At 60.2% G+C, this 20,245-nt stretch carries 22 protein-coding genes; 14 read left to right on the top strand and 8 right to left on the bottom strand.

What is annotated here, in order from left to right; translation table 11 throughout:
* Positions 1 to 68 precede the first annotated feature (68 nt).
* Entirely contained in the window at positions 69 to 956 is an 888-nt protein-coding gene (locus tag NTD85_RS10035) for a LysR family transcriptional regulator (RefSeq protein ID WP_045122297.1), read from the top strand.
* On the opposite strand, the gene NTD85_RS10030 is transcribed toward NTD85_RS10035, so the two are convergent.
* A complete protein-coding gene (locus NTD85_RS10030) occupies positions 946 to 1,401 on the bottom strand; it encodes a flavodoxin (RefSeq protein WP_003221747.1) in 456 nt (151 codons plus the stop codon). The genes NTD85_RS10035 and NTD85_RS10030 overlap by 11 nt on opposite strands.
* 153 nt (positions 1,402 to 1,554) lie before the next feature.
* Here NTD85_RS10030 and NTD85_RS10025 point away from each other — a divergent pair, with 153 nt between their 5' ends.
* Together NTD85_RS10025 and NTD85_RS10020 are read left to right on the top strand one after the other, a co-directional pair.
* Entirely contained in the window at positions 1,555 to 2,031 is a 477-nt protein-coding gene (locus tag NTD85_RS10025; protein ID WP_201135781.1) for a PAS domain-containing protein, read from the top strand.
* Between the two features lie 55 nt (positions 2,032 to 2,086).
* Positions 2,087 to 2,692, top strand: a complete 606-nt coding sequence (locus NTD85_RS10020) for a hypothetical protein (RefSeq protein ID WP_003221742.1) — start codon at positions 2,087 to 2,089, stop codon at positions 2,690 to 2,692.
* Positions 2,693 to 2,695: 3 nt separating this feature from the next.
* On the opposite strand, the gene NTD85_RS10015 is transcribed toward NTD85_RS10020, so the two are convergent.
* A complete protein-coding gene (locus tag NTD85_RS10015) occupies positions 2,696 to 3,655 on the bottom strand; it encodes a MerR family transcriptional regulator (protein WP_262142048.1) in 960 nt (319 codons plus the stop codon).
* A 210-nt stretch (positions 3,656 to 3,865) separates the two neighbouring features.
* Between NTD85_RS10015 and NTD85_RS10010 the strand changes: the two genes are divergently transcribed.
* The 6 genes from NTD85_RS10010 (at position 3,866) to NTD85_RS09985 (ending at position 6,975) form a co-directional block, all read left to right on the top strand.
* Entirely contained in the window at positions 3,866 to 4,435 is a 570-nt protein-coding gene (locus tag NTD85_RS10010) for an antibiotic biosynthesis monooxygenase (protein ID WP_003221739.1), read from the top strand.
* A gap of 179 nt (positions 4,436 to 4,614) precedes the next feature.
* A complete protein-coding gene (gene folM, locus NTD85_RS10005) occupies positions 4,615 to 5,325 on the top strand; it encodes a dihydromonapterin reductase (protein ID WP_262142047.1) in 711 nt (236 codons plus the stop codon).
* Positions 5,326 to 5,346: 21 nt separating this feature from the next.
* Entirely contained in the window at positions 5,347 to 5,907 is a 561-nt protein-coding gene (gene folE / locus NTD85_RS10000) for a GTP cyclohydrolase I FolE (RefSeq protein ID WP_003221735.1), read from the top strand.
* Positions 5,908 to 6,279, top strand: coding sequence for a dihydroneopterin triphosphate 2'-epimerase (gene folX / locus NTD85_RS09995; RefSeq protein ID WP_003221732.1), 372 nt, complete (start codon positions 5,908 to 5,910; stop codon positions 6,277 to 6,279).
* A 68-nt stretch (positions 6,280 to 6,347) separates the two neighbouring features.
* Complete coding sequence (locus NTD85_RS09990) at positions 6,348 to 6,644, top strand: DUF1244 domain-containing protein (protein WP_003221730.1); 297 nt, start codon at positions 6,348 to 6,350, stop codon at positions 6,642 to 6,644.
* Positions 6,637 to 6,975, top strand: a complete 339-nt coding sequence (locus tag NTD85_RS09985) for a HopJ type III effector protein (protein ID WP_003221728.1) — start codon at positions 6,637 to 6,639, stop codon at positions 6,973 to 6,975. Before NTD85_RS09990 ends, NTD85_RS09985 begins: the two co-directional genes overlap by 8 nt.
* A 183-nt stretch (positions 6,976 to 7,158) precedes the next feature.
* Here the strand turns inward: NTD85_RS09985 and trxB are convergent, their stop codons facing one another.
* Entirely contained in the window at positions 7,159 to 8,121 is a 963-nt protein-coding gene (trxB, locus tag NTD85_RS09980) for a thioredoxin-disulfide reductase (RefSeq protein ID WP_003221727.1), read from the bottom strand.
* A 311-nt stretch (positions 8,122 to 8,432) separates the two neighbouring features.
* Here trxB and cysZ point away from each other — a divergent pair, with 311 nt between their 5' ends.
* On the top strand, positions 8,433 to 9,185 hold the full coding sequence (cysZ, locus tag NTD85_RS09975; RefSeq protein ID WP_007968036.1) for a sulfate transporter CysZ: 753 nt from the start codon (positions 8,433 to 8,435) through the stop codon (positions 9,183 to 9,185).
* Between the two features lie 54 nt (positions 9,186 to 9,239).
* Entirely contained in the window at positions 9,240 to 10,439 is a 1,200-nt protein-coding gene (locus NTD85_RS09970; RefSeq protein ID WP_262142046.1) for a glycosyltransferase family 4 protein, read from the top strand.
* A 326-nt stretch (positions 10,440 to 10,765) separates the two neighbouring features.
* On the opposite strand, the gene NTD85_RS09965 is transcribed toward NTD85_RS09970, so the two are convergent.
* From NTD85_RS09965 to NTD85_RS09955, 3 genes are all read right to left on the bottom strand, one after another.
* Positions 10,766 to 11,869: an NADH:flavin oxidoreductase gene (locus NTD85_RS09965; protein WP_003221722.1), complete on the bottom strand. Its 1,104-nt coding sequence runs from the start codon at positions 11,867 to 11,869 to the stop codon at positions 10,766 to 10,768.
* A 142-nt stretch (positions 11,870 to 12,011) separates the two neighbouring features.
* Complete coding sequence (locus NTD85_RS09960) at positions 12,012 to 12,494, bottom strand: glutathione peroxidase (RefSeq protein ID WP_103486179.1); 483 nt, start codon at positions 12,492 to 12,494, stop codon at positions 12,012 to 12,014.
* Between the two features lie 123 nt (positions 12,495 to 12,617).
* A complete protein-coding gene (locus NTD85_RS09955) occupies positions 12,618 to 13,103 on the bottom strand; it encodes a peptidylprolyl isomerase (protein WP_003221719.1) in 486 nt (161 codons plus the stop codon).
* On the opposite strand from NTD85_RS09955, the gene NTD85_RS09950 reads away from it, so the two are divergent.
* The 3 genes from NTD85_RS09950 to NTD85_RS09940 are packed head-to-tail and all read left to right on the top strand — an operon-like array spanning position 13,072 to position 16,464.
* Entirely contained in the window at positions 13,072 to 13,398 is a 327-nt protein-coding gene (locus NTD85_RS09950; RefSeq protein ID WP_103486182.1) for a DUF3565 domain-containing protein, read from the top strand. The two genes, NTD85_RS09955 and NTD85_RS09950, sit on opposite strands and share 32 nt — an antisense overlap.
* Positions 13,399 to 13,458: 60 nt before the next feature.
* Positions 13,459 to 15,558 carry a phosphate acetyltransferase gene (pta, locus tag NTD85_RS09945; RefSeq protein ID WP_003221718.1) on the top strand — a complete coding sequence of 700 codons (2,100 nt, stop codon included), beginning with the start codon at positions 13,459 to 13,461 and terminating at the stop codon, positions 15,556 to 15,558.
* Positions 15,559 to 16,464 carry an acyltransferase gene (locus NTD85_RS09940; RefSeq protein WP_262142045.1) on the top strand — a complete coding sequence of 302 codons (906 nt, stop codon included), beginning with the start codon at positions 15,559 to 15,561 and terminating at the stop codon, positions 16,462 to 16,464. It abuts the gene before it with no gap.
* Positions 16,465 to 17,298: 834 nt separating this feature from the next.
* Here NTD85_RS09940 and cysN read toward each other — a convergent pair.
* Both cysN and cysD read right to left on the bottom strand, forming a co-directional pair.
* Entirely contained in the window at positions 17,299 to 19,197 is a 1,899-nt protein-coding gene (cysN, locus tag NTD85_RS09935; RefSeq protein WP_003221716.1) for a sulfate adenylyltransferase subunit CysN, read from the bottom strand.
* Between the two features lie 9 nt (positions 19,198 to 19,206).
* The gene (cysD, locus tag NTD85_RS09930) at positions 19,207 to 20,124 is read right to left on the bottom strand and encodes a sulfate adenylyltransferase subunit CysD (protein ID WP_003221715.1); all 918 of its coding nucleotides are present in this window, start codon (positions 20,122 to 20,124) and stop codon (positions 19,207 to 19,209) included.
* Positions 20,125 to 20,245: the final 121 nt, after the last annotated feature.

The raw sequence follows: 20,245 nt of genomic DNA, 5'->3' as shown, positions 1-20,245 counted from the left end.
TACGAAGCGGCCTGTCATCCCAGAAGCGAATTGTTAGACTCAGCACTATTCCAAAACGGAATCGGATCATGGAATTCAAACAGCTGCGCAGTTTTGTCGAAGTCATGCATCAAGGTGGCTTCACCCAAGCGGCGAGAACCCTGCACATCAGCCAGTCGGCAGTGAGCAAGCAAGTCGCGCAACTGGAGCAGAGCCTCGGCACGCCGTTGCTCGAACGGCTCGGCTCGCAACTGCGCCTGACCGCCGCGGGCAGCGTGGTGCTGCAGCGGGCCGAAGGCATGTTGCGTTTGCGCAATGAGTTGCTGAGTGAACTGGATGATCTGAGCCAACTGGCGCGCGGCGAATTGCGCCTCGGTCTGCCGCTGCTGGGCAGTGATGCGTTATTCGCCGGACTGTTCGCCGAGTATCGGCGGCGCTATCCGAACATCAGCATTCAATTGCTTGAAGGCGGCAGTCGCAACGTCGAGCAGGCGGTACTCAGCGGCGAACTGGAGTTGGGCGGCAGCCTGTTGCCGAAAGATCCGCAGTTCGACTTTCAGCCGTTCTGCGACGAGAAACTCGATGCGTTGCTGCCGGTGGATCATCCGTTGGCGGCTCGCGGCGAGATTGCTCTTGAGGAGTTGGCCGACACGCCGTTCCTGCTGTACCAGCGCAGTTTCGTGCTCAATGACCGGTTATTGCAGGCCTGCCAGCAAATGGGTTTCACCCCTAAAGAGGGTGGGCGCAGCGGCCAGGCGGACTTTCTCGTGGCACTGGTCGCCGCCGGGCAAGGCGTGGTGCTGCTGCCCAGCGTGGTCGCCCGGGCACTGGAGCGTCCGGGCGTGGTGCGCCTGACGTTGCGCGCGCCGGATTATCTGCGCTGGGACATAGCGTTCATCTGGCGTCAGGGCGCCTATCTGTCAAAAGCCGCCCAGGCCTGGCTGGCCTTGCTGCGCGAGCGCGCGATCAGCCCTTGAGCGTGGCGATCAGTTGCGCCAGCCATGGCTCGGCGTCGGCTTCCGGGGTCACGCTTTCGCTCGCGTCCAGACGCAGCATGTCCTGCACTTCGCGCACGCCCAGCTCGGCGAACAACTCGCGCATCAGTTCGCCGCCGCCGCAGAACGTATCGCCGTAACTGGCATCGCCCAAACCGATCACCGCGCCGGGCAAACCTCGCCATGCCATTGGCAATTGATCGCGAATTGTCGAATACAGCGGCATGAGGTTATCCGGCAACTCGCCCATGCCGGTAGTCGAGGTCACGGCAAGCAGCGCTTCAGGGCCGAAAGAAAGCAGATCCGCCAGGCTGGCACGTGGGCTGTAGTAGGTTTCAAAACCGGCGGCTTTCAACAGGTTCTGGGCGTGGCGAGCGACTTCTTCGGCAGTGCCGTAGACCGAACCGGAGAGAATGGCGACTTTCATCAAACGGATCCTGAAACGAAAAAAAAGAGCCGCGATAGTACCAGCCCGAAGGATGAAGTTGCGATTGGCTCTCAACGGATACTGATGGCCTATAGACAGCGCCGGTTGATCTTCTAGAATGCGAGCCATCGACAATGCTGAAAGGATTCACAGATGATCAATGCCAGTCTGCTGCAAATGGTGATCAACGCGTCGAACGATGGAATTGTGGTGGCAGAGAAAGAAGGCGAGCAGGACAACATCCTGATCTATGTAAACCCGGCCTTCGAACGCCTGAGCGGCTACACCAGCGAAGAAATCCTCTATCAGGACTGCCGTTTTCTGCAGGCCGGAGACCGCGATCAGGCGAGCCTGGCGCGGATTCGCGAGGTGCTGCGCAACGGTGGATCGTGTCGGGAAACACTGCGCAACTACCGCAAGGACGGCACGCCGTTCTGGAATGAACTGTCACTGTCGACGGTGAAAAACGCGGATGACGGGATGACTTACTTCGTCGGCGTACAGAAGGATGTGACCGTTCAGGTCAAGGCCCAGCAACGTGTGACACAGCTGGAAGCCGAGGTCGCCGCACTGCAGGCGGAGCTGGCAGCGTTGAAAGCGACGAACGGCGCAAACAAAACTGCGAACTAAGTGTCATTAACTACAATCACCAATGACTTTGTAACTATTTCTTTCGAGCCAGGCCATGCAACGCGACGCACTCCTGACCCAGGACGAGCTGGATTTCATCCAGACCATGCAGCATAACCCGCAGCTTAATGTGCGGGATGCGACGTCGAGCCTGTTGGTCAACGGTGGTTCGCAAATCCGCGATCTGCTCACGCGCCTCGCTGCTCACGAACAAGTGACCATCCAGGCCAACTTCGAAAACCAGCAAATGACCTTCCCGCTGCATCTGGTGGAGGACGAATTCCACGCGCTGCATCTGCGTCTCGGTGTACCCAGCATTTACGAAGACGGCCCGATGATCCGGCCATGGCGTCTGACGCTTGAAGAACCGGTGGCACTGGAAAACGCCAAGGGCCAGCCGGGGGCGATGTGGGTTCACGAGGTATCGCACAAAGGCCTGCTGCTGGAGATGCGCAACAAAACCAAACCGCCGAGGCATTTCGCCCTGTGGTTCAGCCCGTCAGGTTATGAGCGGATCTCCCTGCGTGGCAACTTCGAGCGAGAGACCGAACAGGGTTTCTTTGCCTATGAACTCAGCCAGACCGATGCCGACGAAACCGAACGCCTGCGCCAGTTCATCCTGCAGCAACATCGCCTGACCCACCCTGCTCTGCACACCTGAAATTCACGTATCCAGTTTGCCCGCGAGAAACTGCGTCATGCGCTGACGCATTGTCGCCCCTTCGTTGCCCAGACAACCAATCGAAGAACCCGCCAGGCTGTCCTGCGCCAGATCCGCGGTATCACCGGCCAGCATCACCTGACAATCGAGGCTCAAGGCCAGACGGTTCAACCGTCGCGGCAAATCGGCTGTCGGAGCGTGATTGGAAAACAGCACCAGCGCCTGCGGCTTGATCCGCTCGCACACCAGCGCCAACTCATCGAATGGCTGACCGGTGGTCAGCACCCGCACCCCGGCGTCATTGCCACTGAGAAACAACGCAGCGACCAGCAACTCAAGCTCCCGGCACTGACCGGCCAGCGCGCTGACGACCACCTTGCGCGGCTGCGTGCCGCGCAGCACGACGATGCGCTGCAAGACCCGCGCCCGCAGAAAGCCATCGAAAAACAGCCACTCGCTGGTCTGGCCGAAGGCGTCCTGGCGCTGCAGCATCTGCAGCCACAAAGGCATGAGGATGTCCTGAAACACCACAGGCAACGCGTAGGACGAGAAGATCTGGTTGTAGACCAGATCCAGCGCCCGGTCGTCAAATGAACGGACGGCGAGTTGCACCTGCTGCTGCCACTGCGCGTAATCAGCCTGTACCAGATCATCGGAAATAATATGGGCCAAGGCTTTCAACGGCTCGGTCCTGGCGAGGATCTTGCCGACCTTGCTCACGGCCACACCGCGATCAATCCAGTCGACAATGCTGCGCACACGCTCGATTTCGGTCATCGAATACAGACGATGCCCGCTTTCGGTGCGCGTTGGTTGAATCAACCCGTAGCGACGCTCCCATGCACGTAGCGTGACGGGATTCACGCCCGTCAGCCGCGAAACCTCACGAATGGGAAACAGCTCTTCACGCTCGAGCGCGACAGAGCCCTGCGAGGCAGGGTGAATGTCCGTTTTGACAGGCATTGTCCGATCAATGTCCTTGATGGTTCTTGGATCCCATTCTATATCCGATGCCCCATCAGCGTTCAAGCAATGATCTGCGACGAACGTCTCTGGTTTAATCACGAAAATCAGGAATAATCCTTGCTTGTTGAAAAGCGCAGGCTCCTACCCCCGCCTGCGTATTGCGAAGTTCCTACCCGGAGCGACGCACTCGGAATACGGAGATACATAATGTCTACTTCCCCCGTCACGCTGATGGTTGCGCGTCGCGTCGCCGACGGCCGCTATCAGGACCTGATGGCCTGGCTGCGCGAAGGCGAACAACTGGCCACAGACTTTCCCGGTTACCTGGGTTCCGGCGTGCTCGCTCCGCCACCCGGTGACAACGAATTCCAGATCATTTTCCGCTTCGTCGATGAGCAGACCCTGCACGCCTGGGAGCACTCGGCCTCGCGTACCGCGTGGCTGGCCCGTGGCAGCGATCTGTTTGCACACCCCAAAGAGCACCGCGTCAGCGGCATCGAAGGCTGGTTTGGTGCGGCCGGTCAACGGCCACCGCGCTGGAAACAGGCCGTGGCGATCTGGCTGGCGTTCTTCCCAGTGTCACTGCTGTTCAACTTTGTCCTCGGGCCATTGCTCGGCGAGATGAGCCTGCTGCCGCGCGTGTTGATCAGCACGGCGTGCCTGACGCCATTGATGGTGTATTTCTTTATCCCGTTGTCGACGCGGTTGCTGGCCAACTGGTTGAACAGTGTTCCAGCACCTCGACTGCCTGTTGAACCAGTGTCTCAAAACCGCTGAGAGCCCATGTGGGAGCGGGCTTGCTCGCGAAAGCGTCGTGTCAGTTGATGCATCCGTGTCTGGCACACCGCATTCGCGAGCAAGCCCGGCTCCCACAAAAGCACAGCACCCGTCTTGCGATAGGTGGGCACCCCGCGTCACTGTTATAGTTTTTACTCCCACCGCGACGCGAGCCACTCATGTCCATATCCTCCGCCCCGATCCTCATCACCGGTGCCGGCCAGCGTGTCGGTCTGCACTGCGCGCAGCGTTTGCTTGAGGACGGCCATCGGGTCATCTTTACCTACCGCAGCGAACGTCCCGGCGTGCAAACCCTGCAGGATCTGGGCGCTATCGGCGTGTTCGCGGACTTTTCCAGCGAAGCTGCCATCCTTGCCTTCATCGATGAACTGAAGACCCGCACCGATAGCCTGCGCGCCATCGTGCACAACGCCTCCGAATGGCTGGCGGAAACCCCGGGCAGTGAAGCCGAAGCCTTCTCGCGCATGCTCAATGTGCACATGCTCGCGCCGTACCTGATCAATCTGCACTGCGCCGACCTGCTCAAGCGCTCTACCCCGGCCGACATCATCCACATCAGCGACGATGTCACGCACAAGGGCAGCAGCAAACACATCGGTTATTGTGCCAGCAAGGCCGGGCTCGACAGCCTGACCCTGTCCTTCGCCGCGCGCTATGCGCCGGCAATCAAGGTCAACGGCATCGCACCGGCCCTGCTATTGTTCAATCCCGACGACGACGCGGCGTACCGCGCCAAGGCGCTGGCCAAATCCGCGCTGGGCATCGAGCCCGGCAGCGAAGTGATCTACCAGAGCCTGCGCTATCTGCTCGACAACCCCTATGTCACCGGCACGACCCTGACCGTCAACGGCGGACGTCACGTCAAATAAGTTGCTGCGCGAGGATCTGCCATGACCCGTTCCCTGCCCGAGAATTACCGCGAGATCCTCATCGGCCTCGGCGAAGATCCCGACCGCGAAGGCTTGCTCGACACGCCGCTGCGCGCGGCGAAAGCCATGCAGTATCTGTGTCATGGCTACGAACAGAGTGTGGATGAGATCGTCAATGGCGCGCTGTTCGCTTCCGACAGCGACGAGATGATCATCGTCGCCGACATCGAGCTCTACTCGTTGTGCGAACATCACCTGCTGCCCTTCATCGGTAAGGCCCATGTGGCTTATATTCCGACAGGCAAGGTGCTGGGGCTGTCGAAGATCGCGCGGCTGGTGGACATGTTCGCCCGGCGCCTGCAGATTCAGGAAAACCTCACCCGGCAGATTGCCGATGCGGTGCAACAGGTCACCGATGCCGCCGGCGTCGCGGTGGTCATCGAGGCCCGGCACATGTGCATGATGATGCGCGGTGTCGAGAAACAGAATTCGACCATGAACACCTCGGTCATGCTCGGCGCCTTTCGCGAGTCGAGCAACACCCGCCAGGAGTTCCTGCAATTGATTGGACGGAGCAAGTAAATGTCACAACTTCAACCGGGAATGGCGCGCATCCGGGTCAAGGATCTGCGCCTGCGCACCTTTATCGGGATCAACGAGGACGAGATCCTCAACAAGCAGGATGTGCTGATCAACCTCACCATCCAGTACGCCGCGCAGGAAGCGGTGCGCGACAACGACATCGACCACGCGCTGAACTATCGCACCATCACCAAGGCGATCATCGCCCACGTCGAGGGCAATCGCTTTGCGCTGCTCGAACGCCTGACCCAGGAATTGCTGGACCTGGTGATGACCAATACCGCGGTGCTGTACGCCGAAGTCGAAGTCGACAAGCCGCATGCGCTGCGGTTCGCCGAGTCGGTGTCGATCACCCTCGCCGCCAGCCGCTGAGCATGTCTGGCGCATCGCGCGCCAGACTTTTATCATCCGCGCCACGAATAGACTGCACAGAGCCCATCATGACCGAGCAACAACGCCTCGAACTCGAAGCCGCCGCCTTCCGTCGGCTGGTCGCCCACCTGGACAGCCGCAAGGACGTGCAGAACATCGACCTGATGAACCTCGCCGGGTTCTGCCGCAACTGCCTGTCCAAGTGGTACAAGGCTGCCGCCGATGAGCAGCAGATCGAGGTCAGCCTCGATGACGCACGCGAAGTGGTTTACGGCATGCCTTACGCCGAGTGGAAAGCCCAATATCAGCAAGAAGCCAGCGCCGAGCAACAAGCGGCGTTCGCCAAAGGAAAACCCAATGAGTGATCTGAACACCCTGCGCGCCAGCCTCAAAAGCGGCGAACACGCTTTCGCCGACACCCTGGCTTTCATCGCCGCCGGTTACGACTATCAGCCTCAAGCGTTCAACAACGGTGGCGTGGAAAACGCCGCTGGGCAGAACGAAGGTTCGTGCAAGACCCTGGGCCTGGCACTGCTGGAAGGCCTGAGCGATGAAGAAGCGCTGCTGGCGTTCGGTGAACATTACCGTTCGGTGGTGGCGACGCCAGAAGGCAGTGACCACGGCAATATCCGTGCGCTGATCAAGCACGGTCTGGCCGGTGTGAAGTTCGAAACGCAGCCCCTGACCCGCCGCTGAATCCCATAGACAACGCCATCCCCTGTGGGAGCGGGCTTGCTCGCGAAGGCGCCGTGTCAGGCGACTTTTCTTTGTCTGAGACAACGCTTTCGCGAGCAAGCCCGCTCCCACAGGGTTATGCGGTGCAGCGGAAATACGGGCACAAAAAAAACCGGCCGAAGCCGGTTTTTTTGTGTCTGCGATTTAGAACGAAGCGTTCTGCAGACCGTCCAGGTAACGCTCGGTGTCCAGTGCAGCCATGCAGCCGGCGCCGGCCGAGGTGATGGCCTGACGGTAAACGTGGTCGGCCACGTCACCGGCAGCGAAGATGCCTTCGACGCTGGTTGCAGTCGCGTTGCCGTCACGGCCGCCCTGCACCACCAGGTAACCGTCTTTCAGGGTCAACTGGCCTTCGAACAGCGAAGTGTTCGGAGTGTGGCCGATCGCGATGAATACGCCGTCGACCTTGATTTCGTCGAAGCTGCCGTCGTTGTTCTTCAGACGCGCACCGGTCACGCCCATGTTGTCGCCCAGCACTTCGTCGAGGTTGGCGTTCAACTTGAGGATGATCTTGCCTTCGGCCACACGGGCGTTGAGCTTGTCGATCAGGATCTTCTCGGCGCGGAAGGTTTCGCGACGGTGGATCAGGGTCACGGTGCTGGCGATATTAGCCAGGTACAGTGCTTCCTCAACAGCGGTGTTGCCGCCGCCGACCACAGCCACTGGCTTGTTGCGGTAGAAGAAACCGTCGCAGGTCGCGCAGGCCGAAACGCCTTTGCCCATGAACGCTTCTTCCGACGGCAGGCCCAGGTAACGAGCGCTGGCACCGGTGGCGATGATCAGGGCGTCGCAGGTGTAAGTCGCGCTGTCGCCGGTCAGGGTGTATGGCTTGGCAGCGAAGTCCACGGCGTTGATGTGATCGAAAACGATCTCGGTTTCAAAACGCTCGGCGTGCTCGCGCATCCGCTCCATCAGCGCCGGACCGGTCAGGCCGTGAACGTCGCCTGGCCAGTTGTCGACTTCGGTAGTGGTGGTCAATTGACCACCAGCCTGCATGCCGGTGATCAGCAGTGGTTTGAGGTTGGCACGGGCGGCGTAGACCGCGGCGCTGTAACCGGCAGGGCCGGAACCGAGAATAATCACTCGCGAATGACGGACTTCAGACATGACCTGCTCCTGTTGACCGAGCCGAAAGACTGGCGCGGAACGCCGGACTGCCGGCGGGAATAAAAAAGGACTGTGGATAACCTTGGGGAAGGCATGAGCTCGACAGTCCTGTAAAAAGTTGGGTGCAGCGTATCGAGGGGGGCAAGATTAAGGAAATACGGTTTAACAATCCAGCTCATAGGTGGTCTCTATGCGCAGACTCCGACCAGATCGACGTCTTTGTTACAGTGAATGTCGATCGCTCTGCCGCGCTTTCGCACGCAGTGCAAAGCCGGTAAGGTCGGCGCGTTTTCCCTTGCTCGGAGCACCTTATGCCCGCACCTGTTCTGTCCGGCCCGCAATACCTGCGCGAAGGCCTCAAACTGGTTCTCAGCCCCGGCCTGCGCCTGTTCGTGTTGCTGCCACTGGCAATCAACCTGGTGCTGTTCGTCGGATTGATCTATCTGGCCGGCCATCAGTTCAGCCTGTGGGTCGACAGCCTGATGCCATCGCTGCCCGACTGGCTGAGTTTCCTCAGCTATATCCTCTGGCCGCTGTTCGTGGTGCTGGTGGCGCTGATGGTGTTCTTCACCTTCACCATGCTCGCCAACGTGATCGCCGCGCCGTTCAACGGTTTCCTCGCGGAAAAAGTCGAAGTGGTGGTGCGCGGCACTGACGATTTCCCGGCCTTCAGCTGGGGCGAACTGATCGCGATGATCCCGCGTACCCTCGCCCGGGAAATGCGCAAACTTGGCTACTTCCTGCCCCGGGCGATCGGCCTGTTCATCCTCTCGTTCATCCCGGTGGTGAACATCGTCGCCGCGCCGCTGTGGCTGCTGTTCGGCGTGTGGATGATGGCGATCCAGTACATCGACTACCCGGCGGACAACCACAAACTGGGCTGGAACGAAATGCTCGCCTGGCTGCGCCAGAAGCGCTGGCAGAGCATGAGTTTTGGCGGGATCGTCTATCTGGCGCTGCTGATTCCAGTGGTCAACATTCTGATGATGCCGGCCGCTGTGGCCGGGGCAACATTGTTCTGGGTGCGTGAACGGGGTGCGGAGAACCTCGTCACGCAGCGCTAGGCCGCTCCCAGACAGCCAGTCACAAATCCATCATCCGAACGTCACAGGCACGACATGGCCTCAGCCGACACTGAGGTCATGACGACAGCTCTGCATATCACCCTGATCAGCGAAACCTTCCCACCGGAAATCAACGGGGTGGCCAATACCCTTGGCCGCTTGTGCGATGGCTTGCGCGCGCGTGGGCATCAGGTGGAGCTGGTGCGCCCGCGTCAGGCGGGCGATCCGCAGCGCGTCGAGGACGATGCCTTGCTGTTGTGCCGGGGCTGGCCGTTGCCGGGTTATCCCGGACTGCAATGGGGTCAGTCGTCGATGCACAAGCTGCTGCGGCGCTGGAAACGCCAGCGCCCGGATGTGCTGTACATCGCCACCGAAGGCCCGCTCGGTTTGTCGGCCTTGCGCGCGGCGCGACGTCTGGGGATCTCGGTGGTCAGTGGCTTTCACACCAATTTTCAGCAGTACACCAATCAGTACGGGCTGAGTTTGCTGACGCGCTTGCTCACGCATTATCTGCGCTGGTTTCACAACCGCTCGGCGATGACCCTGGTGCCCAGTTTCAGTCAGCGCCTGGAACTGGAGCGTCGGCATTTCGATCGCCTCGCCCTGCTGTCCCGTGGCGTGGACAGCCAGTTGTTTCACCCGGCCAAGCGCCTGAACGGCTTGCGTGAACAATGGGGTTTGTCCGAGCAGGACATCGCGGTGATTCACGTCGGACGTCTGGCCCCGGAGAAGAACCTCGGCCTGCTCAAGCGCTGCTTCGACACCCTGTGCAGCACTTATCCACAGCGCAATCTGAAGCTGATCGTGGTCGGCGACGGACCGCAACGTCTGGCGCTGGAAAAGCAAATCCCGCAGGCGATCTTCTGTGGTTCACAACTCGGCGAAGCGCTGGCGGCGCACTATGCGTCCGGCGATATCTTTCTGTTTCCGAGCATGACCGAAACCTTCGGCAACGTGGTACTTGAAGCACTGGCGTCCGGTCTGGGGGTGGTCGCTTACGATCAGGCTGCGGCGGCGCAGCACATCCGTCACGGCTACAACGGCGTGTTGGCGATGCCCGGGGATGAGGAAGCGTTTTGCGATGCGGCGGCGTGGTTATTGGAAGAGGACGAGCGCTTGCGCTGTGTGCGTCTGAATGCGCGGCAGCATGCCAGTCGCCAGGGCTGGGCGGCGATCATCGAGCAGTTTGAAAAGCATTTGCGTGGCGCGTGTGTGCGGGAGCAGGTGTTGCCGAATGCGCAGACATTACCTTAGATAATCGTCGACTCAGATGCCCTCTTCGCGAGCAAGCCCGCTCCCACATTTGGAATGCATTTCAAAATGTGGGAGCAGGTGGTGCCGAATGCGCAGACATTACCTTAGATAATCGTCGACTCAGATGCCCTCTTCGCGAGCAAGCCCGCTCCCACATTTGGAACGCATTTCAAAATGTGGGAGCAGATGGTGCCGAATGCGCAGACATTGCCTTAGATATCGTCGACTCTGATGCCCTCTTCGCGAGCAAGCCCGCTCCCACATTTGGAATGCATTTCAAAATGTGGGAGCGGGCTTGCTCGCGAAGGGGTCGGTAATGGCGACGCTTAAACCAGGGTCATCAACGCCTCACGGCTGAACGGCAGAATGTCCTGCTCACGCCCTTCACGGACTTTCAGCGCCCAGTCCGGATCCACCAGCAGCGCACGGCCAACCGCCACCAGATCGAATTCGTCGTTGTTCAGACGCTCCAGCAGTTTCTCCAGGCTCGCCGGTTGCGCGACTTTATCGGTGTTGACCATGAACTGCAGGAACTCACCGTCCAGGCCGACACTGCCCACTGTAATGGTAGGTTTGCCGGTGAGCTTGCGCGTCCAGCCCGCCAGGTTCAGCTCGGAACCATCAAATTCAGGCTCCCAGAAACGCCGCGTCGAGCAGTGGAAAATGTCCACCCCAGCGTCGGCCAACGGCTTGAGGAATTCGCCCAGCGCCTCCGGGGTCTGCACCAGACGCGCGGTGTAATCCTGCTGCTTCCACTGCGAAAAACGGAAGATGATCGGGAAGCCTTCACCGACTGCCGCACGCACCGCTTGAATCAACTCGATGGCGAACCGCGAACGGTTGGCCAGGCTGCCGCCGTATTCATCGGTACGCTGGTTGCTGCCTTCCCAGAAGAACTGGTCGATCAGATAGCCGTGGGCGCCGTGGATTTCCACGCCGTCCATACCGATGCTTTGCGCATCCTTTGCCGCTTGGGCGAAAGCACCGATCACGTCTTGAATGTCCTGTTTGGTCATGCCGTGCACCACGACCTGGCCATCCTTGAGTTTTTCCGTCGGGCCGTAAGCCGGGACGCTGGCGTCCGGCTCGGTGCCGATGCGGCGCACGCTGCCGACGTGCCACAGTTGCGGAACAATCTTGCCGCCCTCAGCGTGTACCGCATCAACCACCTTCTTCCAGCCGGCCAGTGGCGCTTCGCCGAAGAACTGCGGCACGTTCGGGTAACCGTTGGAAGCCTTATGACCGACGGTGGTGCCTTCGGTGATGATCAGACCAACACCGGCCGCAGCGCGGCGACGGTAGTACTCGATCACTTTGGAATTGGGTACGCCACCTGGGGAAAACGAGCGGGTCATCGGCGCCATGACCACACGGGTCGGCAGTTCGAGGGCACCGAGGTGGAACGGTTTGAACAGGGCTTGAACCGGCATTGGAAGGCTCCACAGGGAATGACTTTATGACGGCGATAATATGAACAGTCCGTGCCTTTGAACAGCACTATTGATCTGAATGATTAAGGGTCAAAAGTCAGGCAAAAAAAAATCGCAGCTCAATGGCTGCGATTTTTGTGTTTCAGCCCAGCGCTTTTTCAATCGCGTGGACAATGGTCGGATCATCCGGCGGCGTGCGCGGCGAGAATCGCGCCAATACCCGGCCATCCTTGCCGAGCAGGAATTTCTCGAAGTTCCAGGTGATATCCCCCGGAAACTCTGCGCCCTCGCCCGCCAGCAAGCGGTACAGCTGATGACGATCATGGCCGTTGACTTCAAGCTTGCTCGACAACGGAAACGTCACACCATAGTTCAGGCTGCAGAACTCCTGGATTTGCTGTTCGGTACCTGGCTCCTGACCGGCAAACTGATTGCACGGCAGGCCCAGCACACTGAAGCCTTTGTCTTTGAATTGCTGATAGAGGTTTTCCAGTGCCGCGTACTGTGGGGTCAAGCCGCATTTGGAGGCGACGTTGACCACCAGCACGACTCGGCCCTTGAAAGGCGCCAGCGGTAGCTCCTGACCATCCAGGGCTGTCAACTTAAGGTCGTGAAAAGCACTCATGACGTACTCCAGGGATTCCGTGTTCTACTCGAAACAGCCACTTGGCGAGGCCACCAAGGACAGCCGCGGACTAAAAAGGCGCCCGCAGGCGCCTCTCCAGTACTCGAAGCTTAGCGCAGAAAATCAGTGGTGATGGCCACCTTCGCCATGGACGTGGCCATGAGCAACTTCTTCCTGGCTGGCATCACGAACAGCAACGACCTTCACTTTGAAGTTCAGGCGCTGACCGGCCAGTGGGTGGTTACCGTCGACGGTGACGTCGTCGCCGTCCAGGTCACGGATGGTCACAATCTGCATCTGGCCGTCCGGCGCCGAAGCGTGGAACTGCATGCCGACTTCCAGCTCGTCAACGCCTTCGAACATGCTGCGGCTCAGGGTGCTGACCAGTTCAGCGGCGTATTCGCCGTAAGCGTCTTCCGGCTCAACGGAAACTTCCAGCTCGTCACCGACAGCTTTGCCTTCCAGAGCTTTTTCCAGGCCCGGGATGATGTTGCCTGCGCCTTGCAGGTAGACCAGCGGAGCGCCGCCGGCGGAGCTGTCGATGACCTCACCAGCGTCGTTGGTCAGGGTATAGTCGATGGAGACAGCCTTATTGGCGGCGATCAGCATGGGGCGAGACCTTTTGCATAAGAATATAGAAAGGCCAAGTTTAGCGAAGCAATCGCGCGAAAGCGAACACAACCCGGACAAACGGGATTCGACGCTCACCGGCTTCCATCAGGATGAAGACGGTCACTGGGTGGCCGAGCTTTCCTGTGGCCACACCCAGCACCTGCGTCACCAGCCGCCGTGGCAATCGCGGGCCTGGGTTCTTGATCCGGCGCAACGTATTGAAAAAATAGGCCAACCCTTTGCCTGCGGTTGGTGCGCACAAGGCTCGGTTAGCGATAACCTTGGCGACTGAATTGCGGTAGGCGGTCACGTATAGATCGCCACCATTGCCATGCACCCTTAGAGAATCCGCATGCAAACTTTTTTTATCGCGCCCACCGATTTTGGCGTGGGTCTGACCTCCATCAGCCTCGGGCTGGTGCGTACCCTGGAGCGGGCCGGTCTGAAAGTCGGCTTCTTCAAACCGATTGCCCAGCCGCATCCGGGCGATACCGGCCCTGAGCGTTCCACCGAACTGGTGGCGCGCACCCACGGCCTGAAACCGCCGCAGCCACTGGGCCTGGCCCACGTCGAGCGGATGCTCGGCGACGGCCAGCTCGATGAGTTGCTCGAAGAAATCATCGCCCTTTATCAGCAAGCCGCCATCGGTAAAGACGTGCTGGTGGTCGAAGGCATGGTGCCTACCCGCAGCGCCAGTTACGCCGCGCGGGTCAACCTGCACCTGGCCAAGAGCCTCGATGCCGAGGTGATTCTGGTCTCGGCGCCGGAAAACGAAGTGCTCGCCGAACTCTCCGGCCGCGTCGAATTGCAGGCGCAACTGTTCGGCGGCCCGAAAGACCCGAAAGTCCTCGGCGTGATCCTCAACAAGGTCAAGACCGATGAAAGCATGGACGCCTTCGCCACACGTCTGAAGGAGCATTCGCCGCTGTTGCGCAGCGGTGATTTCCGCCTGCTCGGTTGCATTCCGTTCCAGCCCGAACTCAACGCACCGCGCACCCGTGACGTCGCCGACCTGATGGGCGCGCAGGTGCTCAACGCCGGCGATTACGAAACCCGGCGCATGACCAAAATCATCATCTGCGCCCGTACCATGCGCAACACCGTGGAGCTGCTCAAACCCGGCGTGCTGGTGGTGACCCCGGGCGACCGCGACGACATCATTCTTGCGGTCAGCCTCGCGGCGTTGAACGGCGTACCGCTGGCCGGGCTGTTGCTGACCAGTGACACCCTGCCCGATCCGCGCATCATGGACTTGTGCCGAGGCGCGTTGCAGGCCGGCCTGCCGGTGTTGTCGGTGAGCACCGGCTCCTACGACACCGCCAACCTGCTCAATGGCCTGAACAAGGAAATCCCCATCGATGACCGCGAGCGCGCGGAGATCATCACCGACTTCGTCGCCAGCCACCTCGACGCCAAGTGGCTGCATCAACGCTGCGGCACGCCGCGGGAAATGCGCCTGTCACCCGCGGTATTCCGCTATCAACTGATTCAACGGGCGCAGTCGGCGAACAAACGTATCGTCCTGCCCGAAGGCAGCGAACCACTCACCGTGCAAGCGGCAGCAATCTGCCAGGAGCGCGGCATCGCCCGTTGCGTGTTGCTGGCCAAACCCGAGGACGTCGAAGCGGTGGCCCGCGCGCAAGGTATCGAGTTGCCGCCGGGGCTGGAGATTCTCGATCCGGACCTGATCCGCGAGCGCTACATCGAGCCGATGGTCGCCCTGCGCAAAAGCAAAAGCCTCAACGCGCCGATGGCCGAACAGCAGCTGGAAGACACCGTGGTGATCGGCACCATGATGCTCGCGCTGGATGAGGTCGACGGTCTGGTCTCGGGCGTGATCAACACCACCGCCAACACCATCCGCCCGGCCCTGCAACTGATCAAGACCGCACCGGGCTGCACGCTGGTGTCGTCGGTGTTCTTCATGCTGTTCCCCGAAGAAGTGCTGGTCTACGGCGACTGCGTGATGAACCCGCACCCGAGCGCAACAGAACTGGCCGAGATCGCTCTGCAAAGCGCCGACTCGGCTGCCGCATTCGGCATCACCCCGCGCGTGGCGATGATCAGTTACTCCAGCGGCGAATCGGCCAGCGGCGAAGAAGTCGAGAAAGTCCGCGAAGCCACCCTGCTCGCCCACGAGCAACAGCATTCGCTGCTGATCGACGGCCCGCTGCAATACGACGCCGCTGCCAACGCAGACGTCGCCCGGCAACTGGCACCGAACAGCCAGGTGGCCGGTCGCGCCACGGTGTTCGTGTTCCCCGACCTGAACACCGGCAACACCACCCACAAAGCCGTGCAGCGCAGCGCCGACTGCGTCAGCCTCGGCCCGATGCTGCAAGGCCTGCGCAAACCGGTGAACGACCTGCCGCGCGGCGCGCAGGTCGACGACATCGTCTACACCATCGCCCTGACCGCGATCCAAGCCGCCAACCGACCTATGGATGTGTAAATGCTGGACTTCCTGCCCGCCCCGATTCGCGGCTTGATCGCCGCGCTGCTGTTGGCGCTCAATACGATTCTGCTGTGCTCGTTCCTGTTCTGCGTGGCGCTGATCAAAGTGCTGCCCTTCGACCTCGCCCGCCGCGCCTCACTGTGGCTGATGAGCCACACCCACGAAGCGTGGATCAGCAACAACAAAGCCTGGATGAACCTGGTGCGCCGCACGCGCTGGCACATCAGCGGCCTGCAAGGTCTGGACTACCAACACTCGTACCTGATCACCAGCAACCACCAGAGCTGGGTCGACATCCTGGTGCTGCAATACGTACTCAACCGCCGTATTCAGCCGCTGAAGTTCTTCCTCAAACAGGAGCTGATCTGGGTCCCGGTGATCGGTCTGGCGTGGTGGGCGCTGGGCTTCCCGTTCATGAAGCGCTACTCCAAGGCCTACCTGGAAAAGCACCCGGAAAAGAAAGGCAAAGACCTGAAAACCACGCGCAAGACCTGCGCGAAATTCCGCAACAACCCGGTGGGGATTTTCAACTTCGTCGAAGGCACACGCTTCACCGAAGGCAAACATGCGCAACAGCAGTCACCGTTCAAATACCTGCTCAAACCCAAGGCCGGCGGCATCGCGTTTGTGCTCGATGCCATGGGCGAACAGTTGGAGTCGATCGTCAACGTGACCATTCACTACCCGGGCGGGCGCCCGGGTTTCTGGGATCTGCTGTGCGGCAACGTGCGCGACGTGGTGGTGCACTTTGAAGAACTGAAAATCCCACCGGCATTCATCGGCAAGAACTACGACCAGGACGGCGAATATCGCCTGCAATTCCAGGGCTGGATCAACCAGCTGTGGCAGGACAAGGATGCGCTGCTGGAACAGATGCACCGAGAATTCCCGAAGCAGCACTAAACCTTGTGGGAGCCTGGCTGCTGGTGATTGTGGAGGATCAGCAAGCATCATTGGTGAATGACACACCGCCATCGCTGGCAAGCCAGCTCCCACAGTTGGAATGGGTGCGTTCAGTTGGAGATTGGTCGCTCGCAGGCCGCCTTCGTTGGCAAGCCAGCCCCCACATTGGGATTGGGTGCATGCAGTTGGGGATTGATTGGGGGCAGGCCGCTTTCGCGAGCAGGCTCGCTCCTACAGTTTTGGGCTGGGTGTGTTCAGTTGGGGATTGGTCGGCTGTCAGGCCGCCATCGCTGGCAAGCCAGCTTCCACAAAATCAAGATCAAAAGATCGCAGCCTGCGGCAGCTCCTACAGGGAAGATAAGTACAACCCGCACGCGGCGCATGCCGCCCCACTCCAGGATGAGCGCAAGCTCGGCTGCCGCTCTTGATCTTGATCTTGATCCACGGGCGACGTCGGAAGGCTGAGTGGAGGGATTGATCCGGGGGTGGGAGCGCAGCGACCGTTTGGCGCAGCCAAACACAGCGAGAGGAGGTGCAGCGAAGCAAACCGTAGGCGCTGCCCCCCGGATCGATCCCGCAGCGAAGGCACCCCGAGCCCCAGCGAGCGGGCCGCACGCAGGAGCAAGCCTTTTTGGTTACTTTTTCGGCGTCTGGAAAAAGTGACCCGCCGTAAGGGCGGAACCCTAAGCCGCCGTTACCACAGCAACGGATATACACCCAAAACCCCAAGAGCATGGTCGGCCCAAAGGCCGCCACCGCCGAAAACCAAATTACTCCAATAAAAAAGCCCGCCGATGATCACTCATCCACGGGCTCTTCATTTCCAGCTAACGCTTAAATCGCGCCACGCTGACGCAGCAGATCCAGCACTTGCTTAACGCTTTCTTCCAAAGACAACGACTGCGTGTCGATCACCAGATCAGCATTCAGCGGCACGTCATACGGGAACGACTCACCCGGAATATTATCGCCACCCGCAGCATACAAGCCCTGCGGATCACGCTCGGCACACACCGCCGGCGAAGCCTGCACATAAACCGTCAGCAGACGCTCCTTACCGATCAGATCCTTGGCCTGTTCGCGACCTTCAGCACTCGGCGCAACAAACGCCGCCAGCGTCAACAGACCGGCCTCGTTGAACTGACGCGCCACATGCGCAGCACGCCGCCAGTTCTCGGTACGGCCAGCACGATCCTGCGGCAGCCCCTTGTTCAGGTCGTGACGCAGATTCTGACCATCCAGCACAAACACCGCACGGCCCATGTCGAACAGCTTGCGCTCGACCGCATAGGCCAGCGTGCTCTTGCCCGCGCCCGACAGACCGCTGAACAACACGGTAGCCGGCTGCTGGCCAAAGCGCTGGGCACGTTCCTCAGTGGCAACGTGAGCCAGTTTGCCGTGGTGCGAGGCAGTCCCGTGAGCCACTGGCTGAGCGATGATCATGCCGGCGCCGACGGTGCCATTGGTCAGACGATCGATGACGATGAACGCGCCGGTGGTGCGGTTGCTGTCGTAACCGTCGAGGGCGATCGGCGCGTCGAGCGCGATCTTCACCTTGCCGATTTCGTTGAGCTGCAACGCGCTCGCCGGGCCTTCTTCGAGGGTGTTCACGTCGACCTTGTTGACGATGCTGGCGATCGAGCCCGGCACATAACTGGTCGCGCGTTTGATGTCGTATTTCTTGCCCGGCAGCATCGGCTCTTCAGCCATCCACACCAGCATCGCTTCGAAGCTGTCGGTGACCGGCGGCACGTTGTCGGCATGCACCAGCAGGTCGCCGCGGGAGATGTCGATTTCGTCTTCCATGGTCAGCGTCACCGCTTGACCCGGGCCGGCCTGCTCCAGCTCACCTTCGAAGGTGACGATGGATTTGACGCGGCTGCTCTTGCCCGACGGCAGAACCACCACTTCGTCGCCCTTGTGCACGATGCCGCTGGCGAGGGTGCCAGCGAAACCGCGGAAGTTCAGGTTCGGACGGTTGACGTACTGCACCGGGAAACGCAGATCGGTGAAGTTGCGGTCGCCCGCCACTTCCACGGTCTCGAGGATTTCCATCAGCGACTGGCCTTTGTACCAAGGCGAGCGCTCGGACTTGTTCACCACGTTGTCGCCCTTGAGGGCAGACATCGGCACGAAGTGCATGCTGGTCGGCTTCATCTTCAAGCCTTCGGCGAACTTCAGGTAGTCGGCCTTGATCGACTCGAACACGCCTTCATCGAAGTCCTTCAGGTCCATCTTGTTGATGGCGACCACGATGTGCTTGATGCCGAGCAACGAGGCGATGAAGCTGTGGCGACGGGTCTGGGTCTGCACGCCGTAACGGGCGTCGACCAGGATGATCGCCAGGTCACAGGTGGACGCACCGGTGGCCATGTTGCGGGTGTACTGCTCATGGCCGGGGGTGTCGGCGATGATGAATTTGCGCTTGGCGGTGGAGAAATAGCGGTAAGCGACATCGATGGTGATGCCCTGCTCACGCTCGGCCTGCAGGCCATCGACCAGCAATGCCAGGTCGATGTCGTCACCGGTGGTGCCGACTTTCTTCGAATCGCGGGTGATGGCTTCCAGGTGATCTTCGTAGATCATCTTGGAGTCGTGCAGCAGGCGCCCGATCAGGGTGCTCTTGCCGTCATCGACGTTACCGCAGGTCAAAAAGCGCAGCAGCTCTTTACGCTCGTGCTGGCCCAGGTAGGCGAGGATGTCCTCGCTGATCAAATCAGATTGGTGCGACATGACAACCCCTTAGAAATAACCCTGACGTTTCTTGTCTTCCATCGAGCCTGCGCCATCGTGGTCGATGACCCGGCCCTGGCGCTCGGAAGTTCGCGTCAGGAGCATTTCCTGAATGATGTCCGTGAGGGTTTCAGCCTCGGACTCCACCGCGCCCGTCAACGGGTAGCAGCCAAGGGTACGGAAACGCACTTTCTTTTTGACGATGCGTGCCTTGTCCTCGTCGGACAGGTGTTCGAGGATGCGGTCGTCGTCGATCATGATCAGCGTGCCGTTCTTCTCGATCACTTCGCGCTCGGCGGCGAAGTACAGCGGCACGATCGGGATGCCTTCGAGGTAGATGTATTGCCAGATGTCCAGTTCGGTCCAGTTCGACAACGGGAATACACGAATGGATTCGCCCTTGTTGACCTTGCCGTTGTAGACGTTCCACAGCTCCGGACGCTGATTCTTCGGGTCCCAGCGATGCTTGCTGTCGCGGAACGAGTACACACGCTCCTTGGCGCGGGACTTCTCTTCATCGCGACGGGCGCCGCCGAACGCTGCGTCGAAACCATGCTTGTCGAGCGCCTGCTTCAGGCCCTCGGTCTTCATGATGTCGGTGTGCTTGGCGCTGCCGTGGGTGAACGGATTGATGTTCTGCGCCACGCCGTCGGGGTTGATGTGAGTGATCAGGTCCAGGCCCAGCTCTTCGACCATCTTGTCGCGGAACTTGTACATCTCCTGGAATTTCCAGCGAGTGTCGACGTGCATCACCGGAAACGGCAGTTTGCCCGGGAAGAACGCCTTGCGTGCCAGATGCAGCATCACGGCGGAGTCTTTACCGATGGAGTACAGCATCACCGGGTTGTCGAACTCGGCGGCCACCTCGCGGATGATGTGGATGCTTTCCGCCTCCAGCTGTTTCAGATGCGTCAGTTTGTCGACCATGGCTACTCACGAAAGCTTTCTTATGAACGGCCAGCGGGCCGTGTTCGAGCGGGGAATCCTAGCACAGCGACCTCTTCTAATCAGGACGCCTACTAGATCGAAAGGGCATATGAATATGCCC

This window comes from Pseudomonas sp. 13B_3.2_Bac1 (assembly GCF_025466205.1).
In the GTDB taxonomy this organism is placed as follows: Bacteria; Pseudomonadota; Gammaproteobacteria; order Pseudomonadales; family Pseudomonadaceae; genus Aquipseudomonas; species Aquipseudomonas fluorescens_H.
The sequence above is the reverse complement of the archived record's forward strand: the minus strand, read 5'-3'. Positions and strand labels throughout refer to the sequence as shown.